Origin of the sequence: Rhodanobacter sp. Col0626 (assembly GCF_049994385.1) — a bacterium.
In the GTDB taxonomy this organism is placed as follows: Bacteria; Pseudomonadota; Gammaproteobacteria; order Xanthomonadales; family Rhodanobacteraceae; genus Rhodanobacter.
Genome location: NZ_CP188260.1, coordinates 104,040 through 124,476 on the forward strand (window position 1 = coordinate 104,040; position 20,437 = coordinate 124,476).

Here is a 20,437-nt window from a genome sequence, read left to right on the forward strand (position 1 = left end):
AGCGTCAACCGTGAGCTTCACTGCACGAGAATCTCGTCTGTAAACAGAAACGCCGGCTTCCCCGCGCCCTCATGTCCGACCGGAAGCAACCCGTAGTTCTGCGCAGTGACCCGCAGATAGCGTGCGGTCACCGGCGTGGCGGCGTTGAATCGCACGGTGCGAACCATCACGCGGAGATCCATCGGCTGGACGTCAATCGGCGTGGACTGCAGCGTGCGCCAGCTCTTGCCGTCGTCCGACACGGCGAAGGTGACGAGCTTCGGCAGCAGCGCCCATGAACCACTTTGCTGCAGGAAACGCACCTGGATGCTGTGGATCGGTTTGGCGGGCTGCAGGTCGATGGTTGCCGCGAGGTCCGCGCCGCGCCAGCCGACCCACAAGCCATCGTTGTAGTCGTCGTTGCTGCCGAGGACGCCGTCGACCAGTTGCGTCGCGGTGCCGGCGTAGTGCGCATCGGGCGCGGTGAGGTAGGTCACCGGTTTGCCCAGCGCCAGGTTGTCCACCATCGGGAACATGCGGCTGGTCAAGTAGGGCACGCCGTGGCGGTAAGGCGTGACCTTGAGTGTGGCGGCGGTGTAGCGGTCCAGCACGTCGCCGAAGGTGGGCGATTGCGCGTTCGGTTCACTGCCGTCGGTGGTGTAGTGCAGTTCGATGTCGTCGAAGCCGCGCGCGGCGCGCAGGCGCCAGCGGTGTTGGGTCGGGTTGTAGTCGAGCTTGTAGTCGACCAGGTCGCGATCTTCCGGGCCGTAAGCAGTGTGCTGCGCGTCCAGCCACGGGTATTGCGCGCGAAGCCGCCGCTGGAAGTCAGCGTAGTCGTGGGCTTCAGGGTTCCATAGGCGTTCGGCCAACGCGATCACGCGCGGATACAGCATCGCTTCCAGATTGCGCGGGGTGACGTATTCGCTCCACAGCGGCGCCTCGGCGCCGAGCACCTGGTCTGCGTGCCCGGCGAAGGCGGGCGACGCAAACGGGTTGATGCGGTAGATGTCCTGCGTGGTGAGCTCATCAATTGACGTGTCGAGATAGAACGGACCGGCGACGATCAGGCGGTTGCCGTTGGCCAGTGCCTTGGCGGCTTCGGCATCGCCGCGCCACATTTCCACCACGGCGTTGCGATCGGCGCCGCCTTCGAGGATCTCGTCCCAGCCGACCAGGGTCTTGCCGCGTGCTTCGAGGTCATGCTGGATGCGCTGGACGAACCAGCTCTGCAACTCGTCGACATCGGCCAGCTTTTCGTCATGCATGCGCTTCTGCGACGACGGGCTTTCAGCCCATTGCTGCTTGGGCACCTCGTCGCCGCCGATGTGGATGTACGGCGCGGGGAACAGTTCTGCCACTTCGTTCAGCACGTCGTGCAGAAAGGTAAACGTCTTCTCGCCACCGGCGCAGTAGATGTCGGTGAACACGCCCCACGTCCTGGGCACCGGGATCGCCGTTTTCGGGCAGGACAGCCACGGATAGGCGGCGACCGCTGCCGAGGCGTGGCCGGGCATCTCGATCTCCGGCACGACCATGACATTGCGCAGGCGCGCGTACTCGACGACATCGCGAATCTGCTGCTGCGTGTAGAACCCGCCGCTGCGGCTGCCGTCCGCCTCGGTGCGCCACGCGCCGACACTGGTCAGCTTGGGGTATTTGCGTATCTCTATCCGCCAGCCCTGATCGTCGGTCAGGTGCCAGTGCAGCACGTTGAGCTTGTAGCGGGAGAGCAGGTCGATCTGCTGCTTGACCAGCGGCACCGGGATGAAGTGCCGTGCCGCGTCCAGCATGACGCCACGCCAGGCGTAGCGGGGAGCATCGTCGATGCGCATGGCGGGGATCGAGAGCGTCGCGCGATGATCGGACGGCAGCAGTTGTCGCAGTGTCTGCACGCCCCAGAAGAGTCCGCGCTCATCGGCCGCCGCGATCTCGATCCGTTGCGGCGTGATGCTCACCCGGTAGGCCTCCTCGCCCTGCACGGAAGGATCGATGCGCAGCTCGATGCACGGCCGCTTCGAGGTGGCGGCTATCCGAAGCGCGATCCCGCTCTGCTCGCGAATGCCATCGCGCAGGAATGCGGCAATCTCCTGCGTGCGTCGGCCAGCGGGCGCGACAATGCACGCGTTCCGGTTCAGGACAAAGCTGCCGTGACCTGCCTCGATTCGGTCCGGCTGCGGGATGAGCGCCGCTTGTGCATGGGCCCCTTGATCGAGCAGCGAGAACGCGAGAAGCATCAGGGCAACGAGATGTCGGGGCATGGCAGGCATTCCTGGACGAAGTGGCTTGCTCGTACGGTGGTAACGATGCTGGTGCGAGCCCTGAAGTAATTCAAGCAAAGAAACGCCAAAGAAGACAGCAAGGCCGCTTGGCGCGTAGAGAGCGTGGCCTAACGGCACCCGTTAGACTTTCGACATGATCGACGAAACCGACCGCGCCATTCTCCATCGCCTGATCCTGGGCGCACGCGTGTCGCTCAAGGAACTGGCCTCGGCTGTCCGGCTTTCTTCGCCGAGCACCTCCGAGCGGTTGCGACGGCTGGAGGAACGCGGCGTGATCCGCGGCTATACCGTCGAGCTCGATCCGCAGCGGCTGGGCCATGCGTTGCAGGCGATCGTGCGCATCCGGCCACTGCCTGGACGCCTGCAGGCGGTGCAGAAGCTGATCGAGGCCATACCCGAAGTCGTCGAGTGCGACAAAGTCACCGGAGAAGACTGCTACGTCGCGCGCCTGTTCGTGCGCTCGATGGAACATCTGGATGAAGTGGTCGAACCGATCACGCAGGAAGCCACCACGCACACCGCCATCGTCAAAAGCCAGGTGGTCCGGCGCCGCCCGCCGCCGATCGGTCGGTAACACCGTCGTCTGATGATGCTTCCTCTCAGCGGCCGACCCCGTTGCGCCGGCGGAATGTGCCCACCCTACTTGCGGAACATGTCCAGCGCGTCGCGCAATTCGCCGCGGAGATGCTTCAGCGGCGCGGAGAGGCGGCCTTCGGTGGGGCGATGGACCAGCCAGGCGCACACCTCCGCCTTGAACTCGGGCACCTCGACGATACGCAACGCTTTGCGGTGCGGGCTTTCCTTCAGCAGCTTGCCCGCGGTGAGGCCAATGCCGATCCCTCGCGCGATAAGCGAATGCCGCAAGACAGGGTCGAGCGCCTCCACCGCGAGGTGGAACGGCAGCTGCGCACCCTCGAGCGCGCGCCGCAGCACGCGACGAAAGCCGCAACCGTCCTGGCTCAGGATCCATGGCTGGTCCGAAAGGTCGCGCAGGGTCACTCGTCGCGGCAGCTTGAGCGTGCGCGGCACGATCACCTTCACCTCGATGCGCCCCAGCCGCTCCCGCTCGAAGCCCGCGGGCGGCTCGTTGTCACCTGGCAGGTAGACGAGCGCGGCATCGATACGGTTCGCGTCGAGGTCTGCCAGGAGTTCGGATGCCCAGCGACTGGACACGCGCATGTGCAGTCCGGGAAACGCCTGCCGCAACGAGCAAAGCGGCTCTTCGAGCGCGATGTCGGCGAGGAAAGGGGTGATACCAAAACGGAATTCGCCGCGCACCTCCTGACCCGGTGCCAAGCCTGCGCGGAGATCGTCCAGCGACGCCAGCACGCGACGGCCGAGCTGGTAGGCGTCGCGGCCCGCGGCGGTGGGCTTGAGCGGCTTGGACTGACGGTCCAGCAACGGGACCCCCAGCGCGTTTTCCAGGCTTTGAATGCGTCGCGTCACGCCGGGCTGGGTTAGATGCAGATGGGCGGCGGCCGCAAGGATGGAGCCGCTGTCGACCACCGCCACGAAGGCATCGAGATCTCGCGTATTCATGCGCAACTCGCATAAAGAGAATGATCAATTTTAATTGGACGCATATGTATTACAAGCATAGATTGCAACTCCATCTTGCCCGTATTGCATATTGCCATGAATGCCATCGACCCCTCCACCGTCCCTGCCACAACCCCCGCCACAGCCAGCGCGCGCGAACTGACTCCCCTGTTGACGCTCGCCTGCGGCGTCATCGCGCTCAATATCGCGGCAGCGCAGCCGCTGGTCGGGGTGATCGCCCATTCGCTGGGCCTGAGCCTCGCCGCTACCGGCCTGGTCACCATGGCAACCCTGCTTGGCTACAGCGCAGGCATGGTGTTTCTGGTGCCGCTCACCGACCTGGTCGAGAACCGCAGGTTGGTCCTGGGCACGCTTGCACTCGACGTGATCGCGATGCTGGCGTCGGCATGGGCGCCTGGCGCGGCGACCTATCTGGTGGCGGCGTTTGCCGTCGGCGCCGCGACCAGCTCGATCCAGATGCTGGTGCCGCTTGCCGCATCGTTCGCCCCCGAAGCCGAGCGCGGCCGGGTCGTCGGCAACGTGATGAGCGGACTGATGATCGGCATCCTGGTGTCGCGCCCGCTGGCAAGCCTCATCGGCAGCGCATATGGCTGGCGTGACGTATTCGTCATCTTTGCGATCGCCATAACGCTCATGACGCTGGTGTTGCGCAAGAGGCTGCCCACGATGCAGCCGGTCCATCGCATGCGTTATGGCACGCTGGTGCGTTCGCTGTGGCCGTTGATCCGCAGTGAACGCGTGCTGCAGCGTCATGCGCTGAGCGCCATCCTGGCCTTCGGCGCGTTCAACGTGTTCTGGACCATCATCGCGTTGCGCCTCGCGCAGCCGCCCTTTGGACTCGGCGCAAATGGCATCGCGGCGTTCGCGATGGCCGGTGTCGGCGGTTCGGTGATCGCCCCGATCGCAGGGCGCCTGGGTGACAGAGGCTGGACCCGCCCGCTCAACGTGTTGATGCACCTGTTGATCATCGCCTCGATGGCGCTCGCGTGGATCGCTGGCGACCGGGCGCCGATTGCGGGCCTCGTGCTGATGGTGGCGGCCTCGCTGTTGCTCGACATCGGCACGGTCGGCGACCAGACACTTGGCCGGCGGGCGATCAACGTGATCCGCCCGGAGGCCCGCGGCCGCTTGAACGGCCTTTTCACCGGCGCGTTCTTCGTCGGTGGCGCGGGTGCCTCTGCCCTGGCCGGCGTGGCTTGGGCGGTGGGCGGTTGGGACCTGACCTGCGCGCTGGGCGTGGTCTTCGGTGTTGCCGCGCTGGCCGTCTCGCTGTCGGCTTACAGCCGCAACGCCAGCCCGTGATCACGCCTTGCTGTTCGACAACAGTCCCGCGCGTCCCCATAACGCGATGGCCTGAATTTATCAGGCAAAAGACCTCCGCAGCCTGCCTTTGGCGATGGGATGCCGCGATCCACTCGGGGACAATAATGCCTTGGTATCGGAGATCGTCGTGAACGGGCAAGCACGTGGTACCGCGGAAATGGCGGCAGCGATGACACTTGCAGGGACCATCGGTTGGTTCGTGGTCGTCTGCGGGCGACCCGTGCTCGAGGTAGTGTTCTGGCGGTGCCTGTTCGGCGCGGGCACCTTGCTGGCGGTGTGCGCCGCGATGGGCGTACTGCGCAACCATCTCACGCGGCGGGTGCTGCTGCTGTCGGTGCTTGGCGGCGTGGCGATCGTGCTGAACTGGCTGTTGCTGTTCGGTGCCTACGCGCGCACGTCCATTTCCATCGCCACCGCGGTCTACAACACCCAGCCATTCATCCTGGTATGCCTGGGCGCGCTGTTCCTCGGTGAGCGGCACACGCTGGACAGATTCGCGTGGCTGGCGCTGGCCTTCGGCGGGCTGCTGCTGATCGTGCAGGTGGGGCCGGGGATGGGCATGCCGGGCCACGCGTACCTGATCGGTGTGGCCATGGCGTTCGCGGCGGCCTTGTGTTGGGCGATCGCCGCGCTCGTCACCAAACGTCTGGCCGGAACGCCGCCACACCTGATCGCCCTGATCCAGGTATGCGTGGGCGTGCTCATGCTTGCGCCATTCACCGATTTCAGCCATCCATCGGCACAGCTGTCGACCTGGGGCTTGCTGGTGGTGTTGGGCGTGGTGCACACGGGCCTTGTCTACGTGCTGATGTACGACGCCATTCATCGCCTCCCCACGCATCTGCAAGGCGCGCTGTCGTTTCTCTACCCGGTGGTGGCGATCGCGGTCGATGTGCTGGCGTTCGGCCGGCGCTTCGAGCCCGGGCAGATGCTCGGCGCCGGAGCCATCCTGGTGGCGGTCGCCGGGATGAATGGGCAGGGCGTGTGGCGGCGGGCCAGGAAAGCGCTGAGCCCCGCTCGCGACGCCTGACCCGGGGAGCCCGGATCCGCTGCCTGACTTTTATCGTGGCCCGTCGTGGCCTGTGCGAATGGAGAGCCCATGGACAACACCTACCGGATCTACCAGATCGATGCCTTCACCAAAACGCGCTTCACCGGCAATCCGGCCGGCGTGGTGCCCGAGGCCGCCGGGCTGGACGAAGCGCAGATGCAGGCCATCGCACGCGAGCTCAACAACTCCGAGACCGCTTTCATCCTGCCGCCGCGTGGGCCTGGACACGACCTGCACGTGCGTTTCTTCACGCCGACCACCGAGGTGCCGGTGTGCGGCCACGCGACCATCGCCTCGCACTATGTGCGCGCCATCGAGGGCACCCACGTGCAGGGCCGGGTGCATCAGCTCACCGGCGCCGGCGTGCTGGCAGTCGATGTCGAACCGATGGCGCCCGGCGACTTTCGGATCTGGATGCACCAGCGCGAACCCACTTTCGGCGCGGTGCTGGCCGGCGGGCATCGCCAGGCACTGCTTGCCGCGCTGCGCTTGTCAGATGACGACCTGGGCCCAGGCCCGATCCAGATCGTGTCGACCGGCCATTCCAAGGTGATGGTGCCGTTGCGCGACCGCGTGCTGCTCGATGCGCTCGCGCCGGACCTCGGCGCACTGAGCGCGCTCAGCAGGGTGATCGGCTGCAATGGCTACCACGCGTTTACCTTGGCCGATCCGGCCCCGGACACGCTCGCGCACGCACGCATGTTCGCCCCGGCCATTGGTATCGCTGAGGATCCAGTCACCGGCAACGCGAATGGCCCACTCGGCGCGTACCTGGTGCTGCACCGGCTGGTGCCGCCCGCCCTGTTCCACGCAGGTCTCGTCGGGTGGATCAGCCAGGGTGAGGCTATCGGGCGACCGGGTCGGGTCAAGGTGGAGGTGTCGGTTGATCCGGCGAATGGACAACCCACGCACGTGCGCATCGCCGGGGACGCGGTGGTCGCCTTCCGCGGCGAGATCAAGTTGTAATCGATGGTTGCCAGGGCAGATACCGTGAGGAACGCAAATAGGTCACCTGCGCGCGAGTCCGCGAGCGCGGTCGTCGGTATTCAGGAGCGCGTGAAACATCGATTCGTCGGCAAGACCGTCCTGCCCACGAGGGAAAGATTCGGAAGCCCTGCTTTCGGCAACCGTTGCATGGCAGAGGCATCTTGCTGGTGCAGCTGATCCGGAGCTCCTGAATCCCGACACCTTCGCCGAGATCATCAAGACTCGTCGACTGCTTCGCGCCAGGCTTCTTCGTCATCAGCTTCGTCATCAGCCGGAGCTATTGACGCCTGTTTGCCTTCAAGAAGCCTGGCAACTATCGGGTTCGACGCGTGCCGGGTGCACGCTTGTCTGGATGCAGTCAGGCCGGGCGATAAATCAGCGCCACCACGCCGCCTGGAAAAGTCCTCGAGCTGACCAGCTTGAGCGGCCTCGGCGCGGGCAGGTCGGAGAAGATCGCCATGCCTTGGCCCAACGCGATCGGATGAACCGTCAGGACGTATTCATCGACCAGGTTCTGGGCGATGAGGCTACGCGCGAAGCTGGCGCCCCCGTGGGCAAGTATCGGCTTGCCGTCCCCAGCCTTCAGCCGGGTGATTTCCTGGACCAGGTCGCCGCTGGCCACATGGGCTTGCGCCCAGCTTTCCGCGCCGGGCTGAAGCTCGCCGGTCGGGGCGGCCACTTTCAGGATCGCCGGGCCCTGTCTGGAAAAGACCGCCTTGGGGATCTGGTTCATCGGCGGCGCGAACGCCATGGTGGAAGTTGGCCAGTAGGGAGCCATGGCCTGGAAGGATCGGCTACCCATGATGTGCAGGCTGGCATTCCATACCTTCTCCACGGCCCAGGCCTTGGCCTCTTCGTCCGCACCGAATACCCATTCGGCTTCGCCCTTGGGGCCGGCGACAAAGCCGTCGAGCGACATGGACATCTTCAGGATCAACTCTCTCATGGCACTCTCCTGGTGCTGGTCCGACCCATGGCCGGGCCAGCTCGATCGGTTTCGACAATTTGCTTTCGACCCGAAGCAGATAGTTCCACGCCCCAACGCGTCGGGGGCCTGCAGCGACGTCGACTTGCATTCGCGCTTAGCTGTGGCGCAGAAACGCCCGCACCTCGACGGGTGCACGGCAGGCAACGACGGCCTTGCTGCCCCATGCCAACGCCTCATCCATGTCGGCGGCTTCCAGTATCCAGAAACCGCCAATGTGCTCCTTGGCCTCGATGTACGGGCCATCGGTAATGACCACCTGGTCGCCGGAATGCTTGCGCAGCGATTTCGCCTTGTCGGTCGACTCCAAGCCGCCGGCGAAGAACCTCGCGCCTGCGGCCTTCATCTCTTCATTGAGCATGCCGATATCGCGGATCATCGCTTCGCCCTCGAGGGACGGGTCGTAGTTTTCAGGGTGATGGATGGCAACCAGATAGTGCGGCATGTCTTTCCCCGTGGATCATCTTTGGACGGCCTGATTGCCGATCCCTGCTATCACGACGAACGGCCGCTCCCGGATTCGACAGATCGTCGGAAGAACTTCAAGACGAGGCAATCCATGCCGGGCCATCTGCCACCCGTCGATGGGTATCGGCCATGTGCTGTACCGATCGATCGAACCCGCTGCCCATCGCGGCCACGCCAAGTGAAAATGCTTGTGCCCTGCGCGTGATTGAGCCACGAAGCGCGTCGCTCAGGGAGCCTCTTTATCCAGATGATCCATCCATCGACGATGGGCGACCTCGGTGGCTTCGTCGGCGGGAAACATGGACTCGATGCGTAGTTCCTGCGTGGTGATGGTCTGCGGCGTGCCGACCGTGGTGATCATGGAGAAATAGCGCAACACCTGGCCATCCTTCTGAAAACTGAGGGGGACCATCGGCAGGGTGGGCTCGGTCCCCGAGGAGCCGATGGCACGCAGTGCCGGATCGACACCGTCATGGGCGAGAAGCGACGTCAGCAGCTCGCGCGTGCGCTCGTCCAACGTGTGTCCGACCGCTTCCCGATGGATACGCTGGATCAACGCCCTGGAGGTCTCCTCCCAATTGACGATAAACGGACGCATGGCCGCCGGATCGAACATGAGGTGTAGCAGATTGCGTGGCTCGGGGTGCGCCGCAAGGTCGATGAATGCGCCAAAAAAGCGAAGTGCCGATGCGTTCCTCATGAATACGTTCCAGTGGCGATCCATCACGATCGCGGGAAACGGTTCGTGGTGACGAAGGATGCGATCGAGCGCACGCGTCACACTGCCCATCTCTTCGGCGTTCCAGGCATCTTCCTTGTAGATCGGCGCAAAGCCTGCCGCGACCAGCAGCTCGTTGCGGTCGCGGAACGGCACATCGAGCGCTTGCGCGATATTGACGAGGGTTTGCCGGCTCGGCCCGCTGCGTCCACTTTCGATGAAACTGAGATGCCGCTGCGATACACCGGTATCAAGCGACAGCTCGATTTGACTCTTGCCCCGGATGTCTCGCCAATGGCACAGCAGTCGACCCAGTTCACCCTTGGACGAGCCTTGGGAGCTCTTATGCGTTTTCATGGAACTCCAGCGTGCGTTGCCGACGGTCGCCCTGTGACTAGTGCAGAGTCGATTCGTGCCCGTGATGCCAGCGTTAACTGCGCGACCAAAGGTGTTGCCTGAAAGCCGCTTCGATGGGCGGGTCGGTGATGGTGGCGGTGTAGTTGGTGATCGTGGATGCGGCGACGATCGCAATCACCTCGAGCAGATGCGCCTTGTCGAAACCCGCATCGAGGAACTGATCCATATCCTTCGCGGCGAGGTGACCGCGTTTCTCGATCATCGTGCGTGCCAGCAACGACAACGCCGCGAGCTTTGGATCATTCGGAAGATCCCCGGCTCGAATCGCGTCGACATCCGCAACGGCAATGCCCTCCTGCAAGGCAAGCGCACTGTGGAATGCGACCGCCCAACGGCTCGAATTGACGACGGCATCGGTGAGCAGCACGGTCTGGATCTGATCTTCGGCAAAACTTCCACCGTGGACTTTTCCGAACAGGGCCACCAGGGATCCGAGCAGCACAGGCGATGTCGCCATGGCGCCTGCGATGTTCGGAATCGAGCCGAAGGCGCCCTGCAGCGCCTCCAGGGAAGCGCGGGAATCTGCCGGTGCCGACTCGATGGTGTGAACGGGAAACGACTTCATGATGACGACCTCACAAGTGCTTGATGGGAGCATGTGACAGCAAGCGCTGCCGACTTGGGGGACATCATTGGTCGTCATGAAAGTGGCGGCAATTACGCGTGAGGTAATAAGGGCGCCGTCACTGGCAGGATGGCATCGACCGATTTGAGGTCACCCCTAGCGATGCAATACTCCTGACCATCCGATACTCTCCGGAGCGAGAGACCGGCATCTGCCAAACGATCGGATGACGTCACAGGGGGCGTTATGTGGGGATATTACGTTGCGTTGGCGCTGCGAAGCAGCCGACGAAGCAAGGCTTTGACCGCGCTGGTGCTTGTGCTGCTGGCTTTCGGTGTGTCGGCCTGCATGGTGAGCTATGCCGTGTTTCGTGCGACCACGAGCGACCCCATCCCATCCAGGTCGACCCATCTTTACGTGCCGCAGATCGACAATTGGGGTCCGGCCAACAATTGGCTGGGTGAGCCCCCTTTCATGCTGAGCTACATGGACGCCGTTGCGCTGTGGAAGGCTCATAAAGCGCCCCGGTTGACCGTGCTCTATCCGACGACGTGGCAGGTGAACTCGGACAACCCGGCGGTGCAGCCCATGTCGATGGGCGGCGAAGCGGTGACCGCCGATTTCTTCACCATGTTCGACGTGCCGTTCCGTTTCGGCAGCGGATGGAGTGCAAGCGACGATGACCAGCACGCCACGGTGGCTGTCATCAGTCAGCAGTTGAACCAGGCGCTGTTTGGCGGGCGAAACAGTGTCGGGCAGGAAATCCGGCTGGATGGCCAACTCTTCCGAATTGCCGGTGTCCTGGACTACTGGAACCCGAGCCCGCGCTTTTTTATTACCGGCAGTCTTGGCGCGCAACATCTATACAACGACAAGGGCGCGATCTACATCCCGTTCACCCGTGCCACCGATATGAAGAAGGACAGCAGCACGGCCCAGAGTTCCGGTGCGGGGGACCCGGATACATCCAACTGGGACGCCTACCTGCACAGCGAAAGTGCCCGGATCGATGCCTGGGTGGAGCTCGACACGCCCGCCGAGGTGGATCGCTTCCGTGAATATTTGCGCAACTATGCCGAGGAACAGCAACGCCTCGGTCGTTTTTCGTGGCCGCCCAACATACGTTTGCGTAATCTGATGGACTGGCTGGCGTACGTGGTGGGCACTCCCCGAGTAGCCAGCTTGTCGATGCTGGTCTCTGCCAGCTTTCTGCTGATTGTCTTGGTCAACGTCGTCGGGCTGATGCTCGCCCGCTTCATGCGGCGAGCACCGGAAATCGGCATACGCCGAGCCCTGGGTGCTTCGCGAGCGGCCATCTATCGGCAGTTTCTGATCGAGGCGGCCAGCATGGGCTTGGTGGGCGGTCTGATCGGCGTGGCGCTGACGCTGCTGGGCGTATGGGGCGCCGCGGAACTATTCGAGCCGGAGATTGCGCGCCTCGTGCATGCCGATACCTCGCTGATAGCACTGACCGTGCTGGTCGCGGTGGCTGCCACGGTGGTTTCTGCCGTGTATCCGACGTGGCGCGCAGCGCAAACCCAGCCCGCCTGGCAAATCAAGATCAATTGAGGTTTCCGTCATGGCACTGATCCGAACACTCATGCAGCTGCGCCCGATCATTGCTGCACTAGGTCGCCACAAGGTCGCCACCCTGCTCATCGTCCTGCAGATCGCGCTGACGCTGGCTGTGGCATCCAACGCCATGTTTATCGTGACAACGCGCATCGTCCATCTGTCTCGACCCACCGGAACGGATGAAACTCATCTCTTTATCATCCGCAATGGCTGGACGATGGGTCAGAATGCGACCCAGCTCAATGCGAACATTGGCGCGGACCTGGACGCCCTGCGTCATGTCACGGGCGTGCGTGACGCATTTTCAAGCCAGGTGTTTCCGCTGGAAGGCTACAAGCAACATATCGTCACACACCTGAAACTCGAACCGGACCAGAAGACGAGCGCGCAATTGGTCACGTTTTTTGCTTCCGACGAGCACGCGATCGATACGCTTGGCATCGCGCTGGTCGCTGGTCGCAATTTTCGTCCCGATGAAATCAGCGCCATCGGCGCCGACGACAAGATGTCTCCTCCAGCCGTCATCGTCAGCCGCAGTCTTGCCGACAAGCTGTTTCCCGATGGTTCGGCGCTGGGCAAGACGATATACCTGCCGGATGGGCCTTCCGCCATCATCGGTATCCTCGCCAGCTTGCAGGGGCCCCTGAAAGAAGGCGGGTCGTTGGATGGCTATACGATGCTGGTGCCGATGCACTTTGTCGATTCCGCGGGCGTCGACTATCTGGTACGTACCGACGCCACCGACATGAAGCCGGTGATCGCGGCCTCGCTGAAAGCACTGCAGGCGCGTGGCAACATTCGCATCATCGACCCGCAAGAAGGCGTCGTTACCATGGCCCAGTCACGTGAGCGCGCTTATGCAGCCGATCACAGCGTGGCGTTGCTGATGAGCATCGTCTGCGGATTGCTGCTGTTGGCCACGGCAGGCGGCATTGTCGGGTTGAGCAGTTTCTGGGTAAGCCAGCGGCGCAGACAGATCGGCATCCGCCGTTCGCTCGGCGCAACCACGGGCGATATCCTCAGCTACTTTCATGCCGAAAATTTCCTGATCGTCAGCGGCGGCCTCGTACTCGGGGCGTTGCTTGCGGTCTTTGCGAATCGCGGCCTGATGCAGGTCTATGAATTGCCAAGCATGCCGTTCTACGTGCCACTACTGGGTGCGCTACTGTTATGGCTACTCGGTCAGCTGGCCGTATGGGGGCCGGCACGCTATGCCGCAAAAGTGCCGCCCGTGGTCGCGATTCGTACAGAGTGAACGGCGAGCGTGACGGCTAGCCGCCGCTCGACCCGGCATCAGGCGCCAAACGTGCTCCCCGTATTCTGGGATTGGACAAAATTTGGCTTGGGATTCGGCCTTGTCTGCCTCGTTGCTGGCCTGGTCGTCACTCTGCCGCTGTTGCTATTCAAGCCTCTTCGCCAGCGGTTTTCGCGTTCCAACTACGACGTAGAGACGATTGGCGCGACGGCTTTGGTCATCACGCTTCTTGTCATAGGCCTCTACAATCACTTTGGCGCAAAGGGCGTCTGACATTTCGTTCAACGCGGACGGCTGTGCCGCCGCTCAACTGCAGCGTTAACTTATGCGCAAACTACTTGCTGTCGTGTTTCTTTACTTTCTTTGTGCATCATCTGTGCAGGCATCGACGGTACCTGCCTCGCTCATCGGCCTGTGGCAATTCGGCCAGTACAAGGTTTGGGTTCAAATTAATCCAGACGGTACTGCCTACCAATGTCGTATCGCGCCGGGCGGCACCGTGTATGTGGCTACAGGCATATTCACTTCACCAGGTTCTATACATTGGCATCAAATTTGGAGCGTAGACCATGTGTCGTTGCGTGGAGCAGCGTTGGTTGTAAAGGACCAAGACGGATCTTATGAGTACCATGCAACATCACAGTCCATGGGATCTGCCTGTTTAGCTCCCCAGCAACGGTCTACCATTTCGTCCAAGCGGACGCGCGAAAAGCCACGCGTCGCTTAACTCCAGAGTCAGGTGCTTAAGGTGAAAGGCCACACTTTGATAAAGGGTTTCACCTTCCTTGTAGGCGCGTGTGTCGCATTGCCCGGAGTGACGTGGATCTTCCTGGCGGCATCGGGAGCGGTCAAAACCGACCCTGTCGCGGCCTATGTTGCTGGCGCTGGGTTTCTGCTGGTTGCATCGCCACTTCTGGCGCTTCTCTTCTCCGTCCGCGTCGCCAAGTCGTTGCTGGTTGTTGTCCTATTCGCTGTTGCGTTCGGCATGCTTTGGCTTGCTTTCCAACCCAGCCTGCCGACCGATCATCCGGCGCTCGTCCAAGTGGCTGCAATTGCATTTGCCATAACGTTGCTCGCACGTGTTGGGCTGGCTCTGCGCCATAAACGTTCGGCGCTGTGCACCTAATCACGCGTTCAAGGGACAGCTAGGCCGCCGCTTAACGCTAGTGTTCCGCCTTCGACGGGAGAGTGAAGTGTCAAATCCACAGAATACAAAGCGCAGCGGCTATCTTTTCATCGCGGCGGGTTGCATGTTCATCGTCGCTGCATACTTCGGAAAACAGGTCGCCTTCTGCGGTGTTGGCGTAGCTTTCATCGCCATTGGCGCTTCCTGTGTGGCTCGGGCCAAGCGTGCCTAGCACTATCTGCATCGAGCACCTTGGTATCGGGCCCGACAGTTCGTTCAAGGCGAACGACTTCACCTCCGCTTGGCTCCAGCTGCCCTGAAGGTAGGCAGCGGTCCGCTGGTTCAAGGAATATCCGCTTTTGGCGACCTCAGCCTTCGCGGCTTGCCCAGCAGTCATCAAGGGCGCCATGCAGTCGCGCCTGCACAGTTCATGAGAGCAAGTGGTTGACGAACTGCGAGCGAGATCTTCGACGTCAGTTCCGAGGCATTCACCTAATCATCGCTACTGATGCGATGAAGTAAGCAATAGAGGCGTAAAGGAATTTAGGCGGATTTTGTTCATTCAGATAGACTCTCATTTTTTAACCCACTGCCAAAGAGAACAATCATGGCTATTAAACTTGAAACGCTGTCCCCCGCCGAACTCAAGGCACTCATCGCAAATGCTCAATCGCAGATGCAGGTTGCTCACGGCAATCACGTGAAGGAAGTACGGGAAAAAATAGAGCGTTTGCTGAAAAGCAGCAGCCTCACCTTGGCCGACGTGTACCCGACACGTGGCGGCAAAAGCGCCAAAGGGCCGAAGTCGGTAGTAGCCCCCAAGTATCGCAACCCTGCTGATGCTACTCAGACATGGTCAGGCCGTGGCAAGCGACCGTTGTGGTTTGTGCAGGCCTTGAGGAAACGCGATACCACCGCCGAGAGTCTCTTGATCGACGGCGCACCCAAGGCCGCTCCGGTCAAAGCCGGCAAGAAGGGTGCAGCAAGGAAAGTTGCAAAGACCACTGCCAAGAAAAGGGCCTGAGGCGTAGACGAACCATGTTCCGCGGCGCAGATGAAAACCTGCGCCCGGAATGGAGGCGTCTTCTCATGCCCTCGAAAAGCGGACGGCTTGGGGTCGGGCACGCTCATCTCGCCGAACTTGCTGCGCCACAGGTAGTACGAGGCCTCGCTGAAGCCGTGCTTGCGGCACAACTCCTTTACCGGCATGCCGGCCTCCACCTCACGCAGAAAGCCGATGATCTGTTCTTCGGTAAACCGCTTCTTCACGTCCAATCTCCTTCGGATGGGGGATTGGACTCCAAACCGCGGTGCTACTCAAAAGTGGGGGGCGTCGCTGTGGCGCGAAAGTTAGGGGATCTCGAACGCCCGGATGGCGATCAAATTGCCCTCGTCTAGGTATAGCTTCATCGTGTATCGACCTCTCTCCCATCCGTCCTTTCGACGAAACGAAAGCCGCAAACTGTCTGATCCGACCCATGGGTACAGTTCCTCTCTGGCTGTTTCAACGATTTGATCATCTGCAGTGATGAGCTCTCCCTTAAAGTAGTGCTGCTGGCCATCAGTGGCTCCTGACTGTGCGAATTGCACTCGTACCCAAAGCTTTGTCATAGGAGTAAAGGGGCCACCCGAGAACGAGACGACACCTTCCGACGTCTTTTGGTCCCCAATAACGACCGACTCTATCGTCGGCTTTCCCGGCCCAATTGGTGCCGGAAAGCTCTTCGCCTCACCTTTCAGCTCGTCCGGGGCGGCGACGAGGTGCTTTCCTTGTGGGGTAGGCTCGATTGCGATCACACTTGGCACAGAAGCTTGGCTAGTGCTGGAAGATGGTGTTTGTTGGCTTGAAGAGGAGTCCGGCTTCCAATTGTTGATTACCGCCACCGCTATGCCGCCGAGTGCAGCGATCACGGCAGCCATCAGCACGGCCTTAGAGTCATTTTTCCCCGCCATAACCTCTCCCATGCGCGACGTATTGGTCGATCGGCTAACTCGCCTGTCTTACCCGGACTCTCCAGCTTCCGAAATAGGCACATAGTTGCGACGGGGGTGCAGGGCGCAAATCGACTTGTCCGCTTCGCGTCGATCTGCGCCGCTCGAAGCTTGCTCGCCCGCCAATGTGACCGCAAGGACCGTCCTCGGCCAGGAGCGGCCGTCTAAGCCGATCTCGATTGCCTCCGCCCCTCATCGGCCTCTTTTTTGATGCTAATTTGCGTCCCGCATTGGCTCGCTGAACATGCGCATTGACAGAACGAAGAAGTCTCCTAGTTCTAAGAAATCCCACATAGGCTTGTTCCGATCGGCCTCGGTGATTTTAAGACCATCAATTTCGACACCTTCGCTATTGTTGATGGCAATAGTGAAGTTGTGAGAGCAAGCGTCGCGGACAACTTTTGCCACGGCACCAATTTTTGTGCTCCTTTTATGGATACGCGTCTTGTTCTGCTCGTATAGTTGGACAAATCCGGAAGCAAGTGTCAGCTCCATCCATCTACGAATGCCCAAGGCCCATGTGGTTCTCGGTCGCTCGTCGTCCCACTCGTAGGTAATCTCGATAAATGGCCGGTCATCAAACTGCTCGGCCAATGCCAAGTCGACCAAACCGTATGCGGGGAGAACGACGGTGCATGCAAAAGCCTTGCACGGAAGACTCAGATGGGCCGCGGACGGTGAAGGAAGGCTTTTTCGTACCGAAGCTGCAATTCCCATGGTCTCAAAGGAAAGGCATGCGTGCTTGAGATACTCGTAAGCTGGATGGTCTCCATGGACGTGGTAAACCTCGTCGATCTTACGCGTCAATTTGCCGGATTCCAGATCCAGATCGAAGTGCATCTCTGAGCCCCTGTATAGTCGCACGCAAGTCGGTTGCGTTGAATTCACCGGAAGCACGGATTGGCGTGCTTTCCTTTTTTGTTCTGCCCAAAATTCTGGTCAGAGCGTACTTCCGAGCGACCGCTTCGGGTCGTGCCCGGCCGGTGAACCTCAGCAGATGGTCAGCCGGTTGGCGAGGCCGGTCAAGTTCTGCGCCAGCGTTGGTCAACTGTGCTGGCAACGCGTGGCCAGTTCGCTGGCAATACGCAACAAACCGCCAAGCGCCATAGTCACAATACCCGGTCAGGTGTCTGGCGTCTCTGTCAGATTCGGGTCTTCCAGATGTGGCGCTAAGCTGCCTCGAATTGGAGTAATCGCTATGTGGCCGACTTCGTCTTGACCAATCCATTCGCGTGTCGCTGGAACGACATTTGGCGGAATGACTACACTGGCCCTGTTGTTGTGGACTAGCTCCGCCAAGGGCTCCTTACCGAACACAATCGCTTGTTCCTTCAAGATACAGCCCAACACGGCGCTCACATGGTCGTAGCCTGTAGACAAGAAAGCGCTCGAGGGCACTGGATCTCTGTCCGTCCTCTTGATTGCAGGGCGAAACTGGTTGCCCTCACTCAGGACGTTTCCGGTCAATGGATCTATTGCTGCCGCAATAGGACCGACGCCGTAGCAAATCTCCACGGGATAGGGCAACGTGCTGATGCCGTTGATGTCAAACCAATACCGATCGAGAAGCACGGAATTGATGACGATGACGTATGGCTCTCGCTCATTGACGACACCTTTGGTGAGCCACCCTGGCGCGCCGTCTTCACCGATCCACTTGTCTGATTTCGTCTTCAACGCATGGGTCCAACGAAGGACGCGCTGTTCATGCGGGACACGTCGGGCAACATCTTCGCCGGCCTTGGGTGGATCGAGGTAGCCCTCAGGAAACCCCTTTGGCTCCGGAGTGATGACTTCGAAGCATATCGTTAAGCCTTCTTTGGCTGCACGGAAATCGGGCCCCGCGTTTGCAGATGAAAGCGTGAAGTCAGACTGCCAAAGTAGCATCGCGAATAGCAGCTCACCCATTCGGGCCTCCGACTGGAAAGTGGAGTCACTGAGTAGGTGTTCATCAAAGTGGCGGTCAGCTAGCTCCTCGGCATGGAAACGGTCATATGCAGCAGTGAGCGCCGCTACCGCTTCAGTGCGATAGGACTCCTTGGCTTTGGACCATCGTGCTTCAAAGTAGGCGATAGCTTCGTTCCGGCGCAGTCGAGCCATGATTCGAGTATCCGTTCAAAAGAAACGCCAGGCTCATCACCTGAGTCGCCATGTTCGCACCTCCTAAGGCTGATCTCCATGTCCGCTTCGGGTCGCCCCCAGCCATCGCTGCTTCCTCGGTCACCTTATAACCGGTCGTCGCCAGCGTCGGTCATATTAGGAAGCGGTCCGCGCACTCGCTTGTCCTCAGGCCGGTCACGGCCACCGTTCGATGGCTTCTAGAAGTTCATCGATGCCACCATTGCGCATGGACAAACAGCGCGCAATGGGCATAGCGATGCCCGTATCGGCGATGCGTTGGTGCAGCGCGTTGACCCGGCGCTCCCACGCCTTATCTAGCAGCACCAAATCACAGTAGTCCACAGCATCGATCGCGTGCATCAAGTCCACCGCATCATTGGCGGTAATTGACGCGTTAGGGTCGAGCACCAGCTCCCGTAGAAGCTCCCCGGAAATGATTTGCTGCCGCGTGCGCCCGTCGTCGGGCCGCGAGGCCTTCGCCTTGCTCCTATAGGTTTCCATCTGGCGGCATTGAGTTATGGAAGCGACCAGCTTGGACGTCACCTCTTCCAGCGTCTCAGTCATCCGGCCGCGGTTCTCATGGATCACCTGGAACATCCCTTGGAACGTCTCCGCGAAAGATTGGGTCTGGGCCCACTTGCGCGAGAAGTAGTCCATGTTCCGGCGATCGCTCGGCGGGAGCGAACGCTTCGCCGGGTCGGTGTCGCCGCGTCTCGCCCGCGCCTCAGCTGGGTCCGACAGGAACAGGTAAACGTGGGGCACCACTTGCGCGACCAACCACTCGGCCCGCTCGGCATGACGCGGGTCGGCGAAGCGGGCGAACTCGCCCATGGACACTGCCGCCAAGAGCCAGGTGCCGTTGCACGCCTTGAGCCCTTGCGCAAACCGCGCCGACTGCTCGTCGCTTTCGGCGATTGCGCGGATGGCGAACGTGTCTAGATAGACGGCCGGGCGGTCGAACCGCTGCGTCCACACCACGTCATCGCCGTCGAAAGCGAACGAAATCGCCATCGGCTACTTCCTCAATTTTGCGATCGGCAACGGCCGCTTCGGGTCGAGAGCTGAAGGCTGGGAGTTGCCGATCGCGGCTAACAACGGTCACTCAGCGACGCTGGAGTTGAGCGGCGGCGTAGCCGTCCACCTCGGACTTGTTAGACCTCGTTGGCATTGAGTAGCTCACCGTTTTCTAGTGCCTCAAGGTAGCACTCAAGGTTTCCCGCGATTTTCTCAAGGACTCGCGGTAGATACGGAACGAGATCTTCGAAAGCGGCGGCGCTGGAATTGGGGCCACCGTGGTAGTAACGGCAGTGCGCCAAAATGTCCTCGCGTTCTTCGGCGGGCAGTTGCGACAGTGGATCGCGATCGTTGTAGTCGTGAAGGCCGGAGAGATGGATGAATGCGCATCCGAACTTGTAAACCGACTGCGTCCAGCCTTGTAGCGTTTGCGCGAGGTCAACCATCTCCCTATCGGTAACCTTGGCGCGTGAGGCTGCTTGCGCCCATTTTGCACCGCGTATTGAAGCGTCAACGAGTGCCTCCCGACGCTCTGCAGTTTGCGTCAGTAGGTAGATCACGCGGACCATCGAGTCCAGCTCCTGCCGCAACACAGAGACCATCTGCCCAGCAAGCCTCGCACCAGCCATAAGCTGCATTGCTCGCTGATGTTCTCGCGAGCGGCTGCGGACTTGTCGGAGGAAGATCGCGAGATTCGTCATTAGGGAACCTGTGATTTTGCCCTGAGCTGGAAGCCCCGTCTCGAATGGATCGTATCCTTGCCGGATCCGGCTAACAACCAGCCGTATGGACGTGGGTTCAGAGTGACCGCTATGGGTCGGTTTGCGACAGTTGCGCCCCACAACAAAATGCTGTTCCCCGCCCTCTGCCAGAGGTGGGACCGGCCCTGAGGTAACTGATCACGGCTCAAACTTCATAGTTTGTACGCAGCCCGTTCTCCATAGTCTGTGTCTAGCCTACAAACTATGGAGTTCTGTCCACCACAGAACCTCATTGGCAGAACGATCGAATTCCGCATTGCA

21 protein-coding genes and 2 pseudogenes are annotated in these 20,437 nt (G+C 61.1%); 9 read left to right on the forward strand and 14 right to left on the reverse strand.

Features of this window, described 5'->3' with window-relative positions:
• Positions 1–17: 17 nt before the first annotated feature.
• Positions 18–2,237, reverse strand: a complete 2,220-nt coding sequence (locus ACPPVV_RS00470; RefSeq protein ID WP_426701525.1) for a glycoside hydrolase family 20 protein — start codon at positions 2,235–2,237, stop codon at positions 18–20.
• 154 nt (positions 2,238–2,391) lie between these two features.
• Between ACPPVV_RS00470 and ACPPVV_RS00475 the strand changes: the two genes are divergently transcribed.
• Entirely contained in the window at positions 2,392–2,832 is a 441-nt protein-coding gene (locus ACPPVV_RS00475; RefSeq protein WP_426701526.1) for an Lrp/AsnC family transcriptional regulator, read from the forward strand.
• Between the two features lie 65 nt (positions 2,833–2,897).
• Here ACPPVV_RS00475 and ACPPVV_RS00480 read toward each other — a convergent pair whose 3' ends face one another.
• A complete protein-coding gene (locus ACPPVV_RS00480; RefSeq protein ID WP_426701527.1) occupies positions 2,898–3,797 on the reverse strand; it encodes a LysR family transcriptional regulator in 900 nt (299 codons plus the stop codon).
• 96 nt (positions 3,798–3,893) lie between these two features.
• Here ACPPVV_RS00480 and ACPPVV_RS00485 point away from each other — a divergent pair, with 96 nt between their 5' ends.
• The 3 genes from ACPPVV_RS00485 (at position 3,894) to ACPPVV_RS00495 (ending at position 7,158) form a co-directional block, all read left to right on the forward strand.
• On the forward strand, positions 3,894–5,120 hold the full coding sequence (locus tag ACPPVV_RS00485; protein ID WP_426701528.1) for an MFS transporter: 1,227 nt from the start codon (positions 3,894–3,896) through the stop codon (positions 5,118–5,120).
• A gap of 148 nt (positions 5,121–5,268) precedes the next feature.
• Positions 5,269–6,171: a DMT family transporter gene (locus tag ACPPVV_RS00490; RefSeq protein ID WP_426701529.1), complete on the forward strand. Its 903-nt coding sequence runs from the start codon at positions 5,269–5,271 to the stop codon at positions 6,169–6,171.
• Positions 6,172–6,240: 69 nt separating this feature from the next.
• On the forward strand, positions 6,241–7,158 hold the full coding sequence (locus ACPPVV_RS00495) for a PhzF family isomerase (RefSeq protein WP_426701530.1): 918 nt from the start codon (positions 6,241–6,243) through the stop codon (positions 7,156–7,158).
• Positions 7,159–7,537: 379 nt separating this feature from the next.
• On the opposite strand, the gene ACPPVV_RS00500 is transcribed toward ACPPVV_RS00495, so the two are convergent.
• The 5 genes and pseudogenes from ACPPVV_RS00500 to ACPPVV_RS00520 form a co-directional block, all read right to left on the reverse strand.
• Positions 7,538–8,125, reverse strand: coding sequence for a dihydrofolate reductase family protein (locus ACPPVV_RS00500; protein WP_426701531.1), 588 nt, complete (start codon positions 8,123–8,125; stop codon positions 7,538–7,540).
• A gap of 136 nt (positions 8,126–8,261) precedes the next feature.
• Positions 8,262–8,609, reverse strand: a complete 348-nt coding sequence (locus ACPPVV_RS00505) for a YciI family protein (RefSeq protein WP_426701532.1) — start codon at positions 8,607–8,609, stop codon at positions 8,262–8,264.
• Positions 8,610–8,858: 249 nt separating this feature from the next.
• Positions 8,859–9,506, reverse strand: coding sequence for a hypothetical protein (locus tag ACPPVV_RS00510; protein ID WP_426703289.1), 648 nt, complete (start codon positions 9,504–9,506; stop codon positions 8,859–8,861).
• Between the two features lie 33 nt (positions 9,507–9,539).
• Positions 9,540–9,707, reverse strand: a pseudogene (locus tag ACPPVV_RS00515) (helix-turn-helix domain-containing protein); the annotation flags it as partial.
• Positions 9,708–9,780: 73 nt separating this feature from the next.
• Positions 9,781–10,410, reverse strand: coding sequence for a carboxymuconolactone decarboxylase family protein (locus ACPPVV_RS00520; protein WP_426701533.1), 630 nt, complete (start codon positions 10,408–10,410; stop codon positions 9,781–9,783).
• A 222-nt stretch (positions 10,411–10,632) separates the two neighbouring features.
• Between ACPPVV_RS00520 and ACPPVV_RS00525 the strand changes: the two genes are divergently transcribed.
• From ACPPVV_RS00525 to ACPPVV_RS00540, 4 genes are all read left to right on the forward strand, one after another.
• Positions 10,633–11,901, forward strand: coding sequence for an ABC transporter permease (locus ACPPVV_RS00525; RefSeq protein ID WP_426701534.1), 1,269 nt, complete (start codon positions 10,633–10,635; stop codon positions 11,899–11,901).
• A 10-nt stretch (positions 11,902–11,911) separates the two neighbouring features.
• Entirely contained in the window at positions 11,912–13,162 is a 1,251-nt protein-coding gene (locus tag ACPPVV_RS00530) for an ABC transporter permease (protein WP_426701535.1), read from the forward strand.
• Between the two features lie 51 nt (positions 13,163–13,213).
• Entirely contained in the window at positions 13,214–13,435 is a 222-nt protein-coding gene (locus ACPPVV_RS00535; protein WP_426701536.1) for a hypothetical protein, read from the forward strand.
• Between the two features lie 475 nt (positions 13,436–13,910).
• Positions 13,911–14,288, forward strand: coding sequence for a hypothetical protein (locus ACPPVV_RS00540; protein WP_426701537.1), 378 nt, complete (start codon positions 13,911–13,913; stop codon positions 14,286–14,288).
• 70 nt (positions 14,289–14,358) lie between these two features.
• On the opposite strand, the gene ACPPVV_RS00545 is transcribed toward ACPPVV_RS00540, so the two are convergent.
• Positions 14,359–14,697: a hypothetical protein gene (locus ACPPVV_RS00545; RefSeq protein WP_426701538.1), complete on the reverse strand. Its 339-nt coding sequence runs from the start codon at positions 14,695–14,697 to the stop codon at positions 14,359–14,361.
• A gap of 198 nt (positions 14,698–14,895) precedes the next feature.
• On the opposite strand from ACPPVV_RS00545, the gene ACPPVV_RS00550 reads away from it, so the two are divergent.
• Positions 14,896–15,312 carry an H-NS family nucleoid-associated regulatory protein gene (locus tag ACPPVV_RS00550; protein ID WP_426701539.1) on the forward strand — a complete coding sequence of 139 codons (417 nt, stop codon included), beginning with the start codon at positions 14,896–14,898 and terminating at the stop codon, positions 15,310–15,312.
• Between the two features lie 86 nt (positions 15,313–15,398).
• On the opposite strand, the pseudogene ACPPVV_RS00555 reads toward ACPPVV_RS00550, so the two are convergent.
• From ACPPVV_RS00555 to ACPPVV_RS00580, 6 genes and pseudogenes are all read right to left on the reverse strand, one after another.
• Positions 15,399–15,557 (reverse strand): annotated as a pseudogene (locus ACPPVV_RS00555) (transposase); the annotation flags it as partial.
• A gap of 81 nt (positions 15,558–15,638) precedes the next feature.
• Positions 15,639–16,241, reverse strand: a complete 603-nt coding sequence (locus ACPPVV_RS00560) for a hypothetical protein (protein WP_426701540.1) — start codon at positions 16,239–16,241, stop codon at positions 15,639–15,641.
• Between the two features lie 252 nt (positions 16,242–16,493).
• The gene (locus ACPPVV_RS00565) at positions 16,494–17,120 is read right to left on the reverse strand and encodes a hypothetical protein (RefSeq protein ID WP_426701541.1); all 627 of its coding nucleotides are present in this window, start codon (positions 17,118–17,120) and stop codon (positions 16,494–16,496) included.
• Positions 17,121–17,402: 282 nt separating this feature from the next.
• Positions 17,403–18,380, reverse strand: a complete 978-nt coding sequence (locus ACPPVV_RS00570; protein ID WP_426701542.1) for a hypothetical protein — start codon at positions 18,378–18,380, stop codon at positions 17,403–17,405.
• 195 nt (positions 18,381–18,575) lie between these two features.
• Positions 18,576–19,412 carry a hypothetical protein gene (locus ACPPVV_RS00575; protein WP_426701543.1) on the reverse strand — a complete coding sequence of 279 codons (837 nt, stop codon included), beginning with the start codon at positions 19,410–19,412 and terminating at the stop codon, positions 18,576–18,578.
• A 140-nt stretch (positions 19,413–19,552) separates the two neighbouring features.
• Positions 19,553–20,116 (reverse strand): hypothetical protein, encoded by a 564-nt coding sequence (locus tag ACPPVV_RS00580; RefSeq protein WP_426701544.1) that lies wholly within the window; start codon positions 20,114–20,116, stop codon positions 19,553–19,555.
• Positions 20,117–20,437: the final 321 nt, after the last annotated feature.